The 11,875-nt window shown below is 37.1% G+C and carries 11 protein-coding genes; 7 read left to right on the forward strand and 4 right to left on the reverse strand.

Annotated elements, in window-relative coordinates:
* Positions 1–26 precede the first annotated feature (26 nt).
* The 3 genes from AC2VNP_RS05915 to AC2VNP_RS05925 all read right to left on the reverse strand — a co-directional run bounded on the left by AC2VNP_RS05915 (position 27) and on the right by AC2VNP_RS05925 (position 2,870).
* Positions 27–467 carry a cupredoxin domain-containing protein gene (locus AC2VNP_RS05915; protein ID WP_275120032.1) on the reverse strand — a complete coding sequence of 147 codons (441 nt, stop codon included), beginning with the start codon at positions 465–467 and terminating at the stop codon, positions 27–29.
* A gap of 180 nt (positions 468–647) precedes the next feature.
* Entirely contained in the window at positions 648–1,838 is a 1,191-nt protein-coding gene (locus AC2VNP_RS05920) for a DUF2515 domain-containing protein (RefSeq protein ID WP_486916457.1), read from the reverse strand.
* A 69-nt stretch (positions 1,839–1,907) separates the two neighbouring features.
* On the reverse strand, positions 1,908–2,870 hold the full coding sequence (locus tag AC2VNP_RS05925) for a DMT family transporter (protein ID WP_486916458.1): 963 nt from the start codon (positions 2,868–2,870) through the stop codon (positions 1,908–1,910).
* A 141-nt stretch (positions 2,871–3,011) separates the two neighbouring features.
* On the opposite strand from AC2VNP_RS05925, the gene AC2VNP_RS05930 reads away from it, so the two are divergent.
* The 7 genes from AC2VNP_RS05930 to AC2VNP_RS05960 all read left to right on the forward strand — a co-directional run bounded on the left by AC2VNP_RS05930 (position 3,012) and on the right by AC2VNP_RS05960 (position 11,009).
* The gene (locus AC2VNP_RS05930) at positions 3,012–4,076 is read left to right on the forward strand and encodes a M42 family metallopeptidase (protein WP_486916459.1); all 1,065 of its coding nucleotides are present in this window, start codon (positions 3,012–3,014) and stop codon (positions 4,074–4,076) included.
* A 182-nt stretch (positions 4,077–4,258) separates the two neighbouring features.
* Positions 4,259–5,098, forward strand: coding sequence for a DUF2935 domain-containing protein (locus tag AC2VNP_RS05935; protein ID WP_486916460.1), 840 nt, complete (start codon positions 4,259–4,261; stop codon positions 5,096–5,098).
* Positions 5,099–5,224: 126 nt separating this feature from the next.
* Positions 5,225–6,751, forward strand: coding sequence for a spore germination protein (locus AC2VNP_RS05940; protein ID WP_486916461.1), 1,527 nt, complete (start codon positions 5,225–5,227; stop codon positions 6,749–6,751).
* A 1-nt stretch (position 6,752) separates the two neighbouring features.
* Complete coding sequence (locus AC2VNP_RS05945) at positions 6,753–7,850, forward strand: GerAB/ArcD/ProY family transporter (RefSeq protein ID WP_486916462.1); 1,098 nt, start codon at positions 6,753–6,755, stop codon at positions 7,848–7,850.
* Positions 7,843–9,078, forward strand: coding sequence for a Ger(x)C family spore germination protein (locus AC2VNP_RS05950; RefSeq protein ID WP_486916463.1), 1,236 nt, complete (start codon positions 7,843–7,845; stop codon positions 9,076–9,078). The genes AC2VNP_RS05945 and AC2VNP_RS05950 overlap by 8 nt, the downstream gene beginning before the upstream one ends.
* 276 nt (positions 9,079–9,354) lie before the next feature.
* Complete coding sequence (locus AC2VNP_RS05955; protein ID WP_486916464.1) at positions 9,355–9,666, forward strand: DUF5634 family protein; 312 nt, start codon at positions 9,355–9,357, stop codon at positions 9,664–9,666.
* A gap of 140 nt (positions 9,667–9,806) precedes the next feature.
* Positions 9,807–11,009: a serine hydrolase domain-containing protein gene (locus AC2VNP_RS05960; protein WP_486916465.1), complete on the forward strand. Its 1,203-nt coding sequence runs from the start codon at positions 9,807–9,809 to the stop codon at positions 11,007–11,009.
* 52 nt (positions 11,010–11,061) lie between these two features.
* Here the strand turns inward: AC2VNP_RS05960 and AC2VNP_RS05965 are convergent, their stop codons facing one another.
* Positions 11,062–11,577: a DUF3231 family protein gene (locus AC2VNP_RS05965; RefSeq protein ID WP_486916466.1), complete on the reverse strand. Its 516-nt coding sequence runs from the start codon at positions 11,575–11,577 to the stop codon at positions 11,062–11,064.
* Positions 11,578–11,875 lie beyond the last annotated feature (298 nt).

Below are 11,875 nucleotides of genomic sequence, written 5' to 3' on the forward strand. Positions count from 1 at the left end.
TGTATAGCTGGTTTTTTGTTCTTGTATTAATCAACTATGATATAGGCAATCATAGGTCCGTTGTGATCTTTGTTTGCGTGGGCTGTACAGATCAGTCGATAAATCCCTTCTTCCGTAAAATGAAGGTCTAAGACTGTTTCCTCTCCTTTTTTTACCGTGCCTTTTACGTCAGTTCCCTCAATGATGAAAGGGTGTTCCTTTCCGTTAACTCCGTAAATTGTTAAACTTACCTTTTTGTCTTTTGGGACATAGATTGTGCCAGGGTCCCAGCGATAAGATTCAATGACCTTTCCATCGTCAGTTTTAGATTTTATTTCACTAGTCACCATATGAATTTCAAACTTTTCCGCTACAGTTTGTGATCCTGCTTCAGTTACCGCTCTCGAGTTGAAGATATACCAACTAAACCCTATAAAGAGCACGGCAATGGCAAGAAAAAACCACTTTTTTTTAATGATGATTAACATACAGATTGCCCCCTTTAAAATGTGTGCTTACTAGACTATATGAATGGGTAAGGGGGAACTTGTCTATTTTTTCACTTTATTAAGAAGTGTTAACGAGAAAATAATATACTGTTGACTTTGAGTAGTCTCAAAATCGAAATACCAGTTCTAACCCAAAGTCAACAGCACTCCTTGAAAGGATTACAATACGGAAGAAGCGACTAACATTTTTTGCAGCTTTAGACAATAGTCATGAGTGATATCGAAACGAGTGGGTGTGCTAATTGGTGCAAAGTAATCTAGTGTTTGTGTACTCTTATACCAATCGCTTTGATCTGAAAAGGAATGTGTTATATCCCCCCATGCTTTTGTTAAAGGCGGGCTGTAGATACTTGCTTCTTTACTGTTACAAACTAATTGGGTGGCAGGGGGATTAGTTATATCTGCTTTTGAAAAAACATGGGGCCAGAAGTCATGTCTTGAGCCCGTATGGTCTGTTGAATCAGCAAATGACGTAACATCGTTCGATAGTACATCAATCCCAAATAAAATAGAATAAAGGCTCTTTCCTATTTCTATTCTCTCGGCAACATTTGAGAAGTCTCGAACAGAAAATCCCGCCAATCTAACCTTTTTGTCTTGATAGTGATATGGAAATAGAACTTGGGTAAATTGTAAAAATTCTTGAGCTTGAAAAAGGAGCGTGTTGAGTACATTTTCTTGGAAAAATGGGTTGTGAATGACGCGTTTCTCAATGTAATGCTGCTCATTAATGATAAGAGCAATCGTAAGAAATTGAGAGTTTTTTTCTGAGCTAAAAAGGTTCCAAACCGGTTGCATGAATGCTGAAACGTTGAAGTAAGGCAGTAAATGAAATAGATTTTTATTTCGCTGCTTACCATGTTCATATAAGAGTAGTTGAGGAAAAGCATCATGAAAAATGTTAGCATTGGCCTTTTCTAGAAACATAAAAAAGTCCAGTTGCTGCTGATCTGAAAGAATGGAACGTAATAAGCTGCCCTTTAGGTCTGTCATATTCCAGCCTCCATTACGGGAGACAAGGTGTGCAAGAAAAGCCCAATGAATTTCTGGGTTTCTTTTATAAAATTGAAGGTAAGCATTTGTTCGAGTGATGTTATTCTTGTTTAATTGTTTCGTTTTTTTCTTTATGTCATTAAGGAGGATCTTTTCATCAGTAGATAGAGAGGTTGACAGTGTATGAGTATTAGTTTGTAATTGATTTTTTAACTTCTCTAGAAGCGTGTTAGGTATTTGGATTTTTTTCCACTTAACGTTTGCTTTTGACTCATATTTATATTTTTTAAGTTTATTAGAGGTTAGAGATAACAAGTGCAAAGGTATTTCAGCAAGTTTTTTAAAAGGTTTTAACATCGCAAAGTCCTCCTCCATAAAGTATATGTATGAAGAAGGGGATGCGTTTTTCGTTTTTCTTTAAAATACTTAAACTGCTTTTTTCAGTTGCTGCTTTGTTTTATTTGAAACGAGGCTGTGGACAATCATACCGAACATAATAATAAGTACTCCAGTTAATGCGACAGGGCTAGGAAAGGGAGAAGCGAGCCATAAAACGTCACCTAACATGACGAAAATGACTTGAGTGGACTGAGTAGCTTCAACTGCGCCAAGCTTTTCTGGTGAATGTCTAGCGAGGTCGGTCGCAAAAAAGAATAATGAAGTGGCGATGACACCAGAACATACAGCTACAATAAAAGTTTGTTGTACTTGGATGATACTTGGTGGTCCGACAGAAATGAAGCCATAGCCCGCTAATAGCAGCCAGAACGGTGTGCTTGCTATCGTCATTCCGAGTATTCGCTGAAAAGTATCTAAGCGACCGCTGCATACTTCCATCATTTTTCGATTTCCTAATGGATAAGCAAAAGTTGCGATAATAACTGGGATAAACCCTAACAATAACAGGTCTAAACTTGAATGTTGAAATTGTGTACTTTGAATAAATAATATGCCGATAAAAATAATCGATGAAATAATCAGGGCTCGTTTTGGAATGGTATGCCTTACTCTTTGCAGTCCGTTAGAAGTTGTGATCATCGTTGAAAACAAAGGAGTAAGAAGCAACCCGGCTATAATTGTAAACTGCCATGTTCCTGCAATCAGCCAACTCGGACCGTATGCTGCTGCAAATGTAATAGGGACATAGAAAAGGACGAATCCTACAAAACTCCACAACACCCATATCCTAATATTCTCTTTCATTGTGATGAATAATTGCTTTAAATTATTTCTAAAGTAAACAATAAGTAAAAAGAAAGGCAACATGAAGAGAAAACGGAGGGACGCACTCCAAATCCAACTTCCACCTGTTAATTCCATCGAGCGGTTCAAAATGAATGTAAAGGCGAAAAAGAAAGAAGAAAGTACCCCTAACACTATACTTTTCATAATTTCACCAACCTAATAAATAATAATATAACAAACGTATTGTTTGCTATATTATACATAATGTTCAGAAAAAAGAAATGATGAATATGATATAATTTGATAATTCGAGTTCCTAAATAAATGCAAAAGTGAGGTTTTTTTATGTATGACTTATTAAAAACAATGACTTCATTACATGGGCCATGCGGCTATGAGCAACCCGTTACAAGATGGGTAAAAGAGACAGTCGAGGAATTAGTGGACGAGCTGCATGTTGACGGTCTTGGGAATGTCATTGCACGTAAAAGAGGGACAGCACCTGGTCCTAAAACGATTATTACAGCCCATATGGATGAGATAGGTTTTATCGTGAAAAAAATTGAAGAAAATGGTTTAATTCGTTTTGAAAAGTTAGGAGGTCATGATGATCGGATCCTGCTCGCTCAGAAAGTTCAACTGCGTACCAAAACAGGATTGCTTACTGGCGTTATCGGTACGATCTCTGCTCATTTTGCTAAATTTGATGATGCCCAAAAGGTGCGTAACCATAGACAGCTGTACATAGATATCGGCGCTTCATCGAAGGAAGCTGCTGAACAATTAGGAGTAGAGATTGGAAACCCCATTACATGGGCACCGTCTATGGAGTTTTTAGGAAATGAGCAGACGGGAAGGATTGTTGGTAAAGGCTTTGATGATCGAGCGGGGTGTGCTGTGATCATCCAAACGCTCAAAGAACTGCAAAAAACTGATTTTGCTGGTGAAGTTATTGCTATCTTTACAGTTCAAGAAGAAGTGGGTCTTCGAGGTGCTCAAGTTGCGGCAAGAAATGTAGAGGCTGATGTGGCAATTGCTCTTGATACGACAGCAGTTAGCGATACGCCGGAAGAAACGATGGATCAAACCCTTCATTTAGGGAGAGGAACTGGAGTGAAGGTCATTGACTTTAGCTTAATTGCTCACCCTGTTGTTAAGGAAAAGCTGCTTCACCTTGCGAAAGATAGAAACATTCAGTTCCAGCACGAAGTATTTCCTGGGATTGGAACAGATGGCGGAGCAGTAAGTTTAGCGAATAAAGGAATTCCAACTGGAGTCCTATCGATCCCGTCACGCTATGCTCATTCTCCTGTAGAAGTAATTGATTTAGGTGATTTGGAAGCAACGAAAGAGTTGCTAAAAGAATTTATTCTATCATTAAAAGAGGAGACAAGTTTCTCTTTTATTTAATCATATCATCCCTGTTTAAGTGTCTTTCCCGCGAACATCGATACGGTGTATTAATCGTATTGATATTGTTCTTCCCTGGGGAGGGCACTTTTTTTGTATAGGGTCTGTTTAAATTCTCCTCATGTTTCTACATGTAAAACATATATTTTGGATAAAAGCATGTTATGAGAGGGGATAAAAATTTGTCAAACCGAGTATTGATTAGTCCGTGGGAAGAGCATTTGTTTTGGTTAGAAATCTTACAAGATCATGCTTTTTTTGTGAGGGACCATTTGTCCCCGAGTGAAACGCGCTGGGTACAATTAGCAGACGAATATATTCAAGCATTTGCAGGTGTTCTTAACCAACTGAATCAATTAGATCGACGCTTAACAGTTTCATCACCAGAAATGATTGAGTTCTCAAAGCTTGCTTACGACATATCAAGCCGTTATTATCAATTTGAGAGTTACATGCAACAGTTACGACTTCAAAATTTAGTAAATCTGAATTTAACACCAACATACTTAAATGGTACATTGAGTGAAAATCGAGAATATTTACGCATCCTTAGTTATTATGTTCAAGGGCAGGATTATCCGCCACTTCCACTAGTTGACCTTCTCGATTTATGGTTAGAAGATCAAGTGGGTCATTTGGTACTCTTGAGGAATGTATTGGATCCAATTGAAGTCGGACTTACGAGTCAAACAGATCTTTACATTACAGTGTTTAGAGGGTTTATCCTGCAAAACTTTCATATTAAAGGGTTTTTAAAAGTGATGCCGCATGGATTACCCCGCCTGGATCGGTTAGCTCGAGAAGTTGGAGAAGCAACATTAGAAACGAATGAGTTTATAAGACAAGTGGTTGAAATGTATGAAGGCACAGAAGTGTTAACGCGAACAACGTTACGTTTTTTTGAACACCATTTTCCAGAAACATGTTATTTTATAAAACACTTAAGCCAATTTGCTCCTGAGTTAACGGAAGAAGCGATGCAATGTTCATTATTAAAGCCGTCTTTTCCTGTAGGCGAATAAGTAAAATATAGTACCTCCATACATATATATGTATGGAGGTTTTTTTATCGTTCTGAGCTTCTTGCATACATGATTATCTTCCATTTGGAAATAGTAGTACTACAGCGGAATATGGAGGTATTTTCCTTGAAGAGAAGAATTAAGAGACGCAACCAAGAAGTAAAAGACAGAAGTCTTCAAGATGAAAATTACTATGAGAAAACTGTTACTTTCATTAAAGAAGCTTTTTCCTATCCAGGAAACACTGATCTGACATGTAGGAACATAAGGTTAAGAGACATATATGTAGATGCAACGTTGTTTTTTGTTAACGGCATGGTGGACTTAGATGAAGTGCAACTTCATATCATTAAACCTTTACAAGAGATGAAAATCGTCTATGAACCAGAACAAGAGCTTGAACCATTTTTGATAGAAAATGTATTATCCATAAAAGAGGCAAAGGTAGTAAAGAATCAGAAAGAGTTACTTACGGCATTAATCGGTGGACAAACATTGCTGTTAATAAAAGGGATGAACAGCGTAATTTCTATTGCAACTACTTCGTTTGAACATCGTGGCATCGAGCATCCACAAACCGAAAATGTCATTAAAGGGCCAATGGAATCCTTTACAGAATCGGCTGCTGTTAACCGATCACTCATTCGAAAGCAATTAAAAAATGTGGATTTGGTTACGGAAGAAATGACAGTAGGAAATCATGCAGTGCAAACGGTTTCTGTTATGTATATTGGTTCTTTAGTCAATGAAGAGTTATTAGAAAATGTCCGTGACCGAATTGCTCAAATAGATGTTGATGCAGTCCAAGGTTTAGCTATACTTGAACAACATATTGAGGAAAGACCATACTCTTTAATACCTTCAACTTTGTATTCGGAACGTCCAGATCGAGCTTGTGCTTTTTTAAATGAAGGCCATATCGTCTTATTAATGGATAATTCTCCAGCCTGTTTAGTCCTACCGATTACGTTTTGGGGACTTTTTCACACAGCCGAGGATTATTATCACAGATGGGCTTTTGGCAATTTTATAAGACTAATTCGCTTGTTTTCATTATTTATTGCGTTATTAGTACCTTCGTTATATATTGCGATATCGAATTTTCATATTGAGATGTTTCCAACGGACTTATTATTAGCTATTGCAGCGACAAGAGAACGAGTCCCGTTTCCGGCGATTGTCGAAGTCATTATGATGGAAGTTTCATTTGAATTAATTCGAGAAGCTGGAATTCGAATACCTACACCAATAGGACCGACGATTGGGATTGTAGGTGCACTCATATTAGGACAAGCTGCAGTAGAAGCCGGTATCATTAGTCCTATTCTTGTTATAGTTGTTGCGATAACTGGCTTAGCTTCGTTTGCTATACCAGATATCAGTATGAACTTCACGATTCGAATTACACGTTTTATCGTACTATTTTTTGCGGCTACCATGGGTTTTTTTGGAATAGGAGTTTTTCTCGTATTTGCGATTGCTTATGCAACTAATGCTAAATCATTTGGAGTCCCATTTTTCTCACCGCTTGCACCGCATACTCGTTCTTCTAAGGATATGATCGTAAGGCCGCCAGTGTGGAAACAATGGTTACGTCCATTTTACGTGTTTCCAAAAGAGAAAGTTAGAGGTGCCGAACCGAGGGGGAAATGACATGCTTCAACCTGCAGATGGAAAAATAGGGACAAGGGAACTTTTTGCTATATTTTTAATCTCAATAGGAATCAAATTGTCAGATGGCACCCCGATGCTCTTACTACAAGCGGGAAAAAACGCGACTTGGGTTTTACCTCTAGTAGGCGGGGCTATCATACTAGTACCAACTTTACTTATTTTGTCGCTCTTAAAAAAATATAAAAATAAAAACTTAGTGGATATTATTTTTATCGTAACAGGCAAGTATATAGGATTTATCCTTTGTCTCATTATTCTTGTCTCGATGATTTTTGCAAATGCATTAAATCAGCGGACAACAGTTGACATTATTAGTACGATGTTCTTTCCAACAACTCCCATCCTGATCGTTTTTCTATTTTTATTAGGGAGCAGCTACGCTGTAGCAAGAATTGGATTAGAAGCTGTGGCGAGAACGGCTTGGGTGGTACTTCCCTATATTAAGGTTGTTTTATTTCTGTTATTTTTGCTGATTATTAATGAGATTCATTTTGAGTTTTTATTTCCAATAGCGGGACCAGGGTTGGATGTCTTAATAAAAGAGTCGTTTTCCTATCATACGATTTTTTTTGAATTTATTTTAGTTGCTTTATTTTTCCCCTGGGTTAGAGACCATAAAAGTTATAAGACAGCTACATTACTTGCGGTTGGTTTTATCGTATTGGAAATGACGATAACAATGGCCTATTTTGTCATGATGTTTGATTATCCACAAATCGCACATGTTGCATATCCATTTCAACAGCTCACAAAATTATTAGAGGTAGGAACGATTGTGACAAGCTATGAGGGGTTCTTCTTAGGGTTTTGGATTATGGCTTCAGTCGTAAGGTTTTCTATCTACTTGTTGCTTTCTGCATTCATCGTCTGTTCGATGTTTCAGTTAAAAGATTTTCAACCGATCTTATTACCAATCGCTTGTCTAACTCTGTTAGTTGGATTAATCCCAGAAAATCCAACGGAAACGACTTTTTTTTTGAGAGATGTGTTTTTACTTCAATTAGGTTGGTATTTTGTAACGATGCTACCTGTCCTATTATGGATAACATATAAAGTAAAGGAACGATTTAATGGTTAAGCGATGGTCACTTCTTATAATATTGATTAGTTCTATCATGTTAATGGGGTGTTGGGATCGCCATGATTTAGAGGAGCTAGCTTATATTATTGCTATCGGAATTGATAAAAGCGAAGGGTATGGGATGAAAATAACCTATCAAATCGCTAATCCCGAAGCTAGTGGTGTCACTAATGGTGGAACAGAAGAAGCTGCTTCAGATATTATTACGGTAAATGCCCCTGACTTTATTTCTGCTCGCGACATGCTTGTTTCTTTTGTGTCAAGGGAAGCGAACTTTACGCATATGAAGGTATTAGTCGTTAGTGAAGAGATAGCAAGGGGAGAAGAACTTATTGATTATATTAAGCCTTCCGTAAGAGAAAGGGAATTCGATCGAAAAATAACTTTTATTATTTGTCGGGAAAAAGCTGCCGATTATCTGCGAAAAAACGATCCAACGTTAGAAACGAGACCACATAAATTTTTTGAACTTATGACCGATCGTTGGGAAGAAACGGGGTTAATTCCAGACTCGACTTTAAATGAATATTTACACAGGCTAGAGGAAGGTGCTGGACTGTTTTTAGCAACGTATAGTACAGCTGAAAAGATGGAAACCGAAAAGGATGGAATGGAAGATGAGTATACAGCTGGGCAAATTGAGAAAGACGGAGGAAATCCTGTTCAGACGATCGGTTCGGCAGTTATTAAAGAAGGAAAAATGATTGGAACATTGACTGGTGAAGAGACGAGAATTTCATTAGTTTTACGACCGTTTATTGACGTAGGGACGATGGTCGTCACTTATGATGATCCACTTGCTGAAGGAAAACATATTACTGCGAGAGTTTATAGTGAGGAGCGAACAAAGGTCAGCATAAATACTGATCAAAAGGAACCGATTATCAATGTGAAGATACCGATTTTATTAGAAATTCTTTCAATAACTAGTCATATCGATTATATTGAAGATTTAGAAAAGCAGGATCTACTTAAGAAGCATATTGAAAAAAGATATTATGAGGTAGCAGGTGAATTTATTGAAAAAACACAGCAACAATTTAAAGCCGATCCATTTCGTTGGTCACTTATTGCAAGAAAAAATTTCCTTACTCTACAAGAATACTGGAATTATGACTGGATGAATTCCTACCCGAATGCTCAAGTAAATCTAGATGTTAACGTTGAAATTAGAGAATACGGGAAGCAACTCAGACCGCCTAATATTGAATTGATTAAGGATTGAGACTATGGAATGGATACTTATACCAATTTCATTCTTTTGTGCTTATTATACGATCATGTATGCTCGTTCTCTTTTTGATGATAAAGAGCAGCGAGGGTTTGTCGTATTTCTAATTTTCTTATGCATTCCGCTAGTGGTCTTACCTATATGGTTATATATGAGAGTGTAACCTTGAAATAAGGGTTAATTGTAACAATAGGAATTGATCTATATGGATAAACAAGTAGAAGTTAATCCATATTATGAATATAAAAGACCGACGATAAGGAGAACGATATGGATTATTTATCGAGAGAAGCGATACTAAATGAAATGAACGAATCTTTAAGGCCCATTATGGAAAAGTACAATGTTGATGATATTGGCATTTTCGAGGAACAAGGTGAAGGTAATCATTATTATATAGGGTATACGATTCGTAAGGATGATGAAGTGTTTATGACACATACGCCATATGTAATCAATGATGAAGGTCTTCTACGACCGGAAAAACAAGAGTGGGTTATAGAAACCGATGAAGGTGATCTGAGAGGATTTTCTTCACTAGAAGAAGTGTTTGAAAAAATGGATAAAGGGTTGGAACATTAGGAAGTACCTTTTAAAAGAAGTTGAACTCGATTTGAGTCAACTTCTTTTCTTTTGTATTTGTTTTGAAAATATATCTACTAATATTTTCAAAATTAAATATATAATAAATAAAAATTGAATAATGATGGAGAGGGAATTAGATGAAAAGAGTAAAGATGTTCCTGGTGCTGATATTGAGTAGTGCAGCTGTTTTAGTATTTACCGTCTTATCTGTTTCTGCAATTGTTTATTCGCCCGAATATATGATGAGAATTATGCTCTATAGAGAGTCAGATATTAAAGACTATCTTGTCTTCAATGAAAAGCTAATAAAACAGAGTGAAGATACTTACTTTTATAACAAGACCGATAATCGTTCATTAGGAACGGAGCTTATTTCATATCCAATCAACGGTGTAACCGTTCAAAAAGAATTAGGTGATTTTCTTGAAGAAAATGAGACGACAGCGTTTATTGTTATTACAGAAGATGAAGTGGTCTATGAGAACTACTTAAATGGTCATGAAAGAGATTCAATTAATACTTCATTTTCTGCAGCGAAATCTATTGTTTCCCTCTTAATCGGCATAGCCATTGATGAAGCTTTTATAAAAAGTAAGAACGATTCAATTTCAATATATATTGAGGAATTTCAAGGAACAGAATTCTCAGCAATTACAATTGAAGAACTATTAACTATGCGGTCACCAATTAGATATAGAGAAGGGATGGCATGGATGGGGGATGATGCCAAAACATATTATATGCCTGATTTAAGAAGTTTGGCCTTGTTGCAGACAGAAGTTGACAGCACTAGGGGAGAAAGTTTTCACTACAATAATTATCATCCACTGTTGCTCGGAATTATTTTAGAACGATCTACTGGTATGTCAGTTACAGAATTCATGGAAGAAAAACTTTGGTCTAAACTTGGAACTGAGTTTGACGCATCATGGAGTATAGACAGCAAAAAAAGTTCTTTTGAAAAAATGGAAAGCGGAATTAATGCACGTGCTATAGATTTTGCTAAAATAGGCAGTCTGGTTCTTCATAATGGATCATGGAACGGTCAAGAAATTATTAGTAAAGAATGGTTATCTCAATCCATTTCAAAAGAGGAACCTAGAAGCGAAGATTACATCGGCTCATTCTTGGAAGAGAAAGATACTCAATATGGTTACATGTGGTACAGCGTTATCAATGATGAGGAAGATGTCGATGTATATGCATTAGGTAAGTATGGACAGATTATTTATATTTCCCCGCGATATAATACGGTAATTGTTCGGCATGGAAGTGGCACTGGAGAAGTCGAGTGGTGGCCGAATGTTTTGAGGCAGGTTATCGAAGAATTAAATGAATAATAATAGACTCTTGTGCGCCTATTTTGGCACAAGAGTTTTATGGAGTTTAACATTATACGAGCTCAGGTACTTTTGTGTGTAACGGCGGGACAATTAACCAGCCCTTTTCCTTTTGCATTTTGAGAATGCGAAGTCCGTATTGTGCTTTTTCAACATGATACTTGCCTGCCATCATAGCGATGTCTTCACGAGTACTTTGCCCCATGATCTGACTGAGTGCAACGAGACCAGTAGCAATGTTCATGCTGATTGCGTTAGCGATTTCTGGATCGTTAAATCTCGCTCCAGCCGGTATATCTTCAATATTTGCTTTTGCACGTTCAGGCGGTGCTGGTGGAATAGCGATGCCATTATCTTTTAAAATCGCTTCAATTTCTTGAGCTTGCGGCTTCATTGCACCATTTATTTTGTCCTCGATAAATTTTCTGAGGTCGTCATCACCTGTATGATTGTAGAGTGTTTGATATTCAGCAAGGTGTGCATTTACTCCCGCTAAATACGCCCATAAACTAGAAACTTCCCCGTAGTGTAAAGGTTCGTCTTTTTGATTTCCACCTAAGATACCCATAAAAATCTCCTCCTTCAAGTTTGGTACAAAGCTATTATGATCCTATTTTCGTTTAAGCATGAAAGGGAAAAAATAAGTGATGTGGTAAATATATAAGTCACACTTTTGTCGAGCGGTAATGACATTAATGTCCTTCATAAAGGCGATGAAGGACAAAGCGAGGAAGAACGGCAGAAGAAGTGTCCTTCATAAAGGTGATGATGAATGTAGACTATAAAGTGGACACGCAATGGAGAGACTTGTAAAAACAAGAATCTAAAATGGAGCGTGTCAAAATGGCTAGAAAATATGATCATGA

This window comes from Alkalihalobacterium sp. TH-98 (assembly GCF_057473385.1).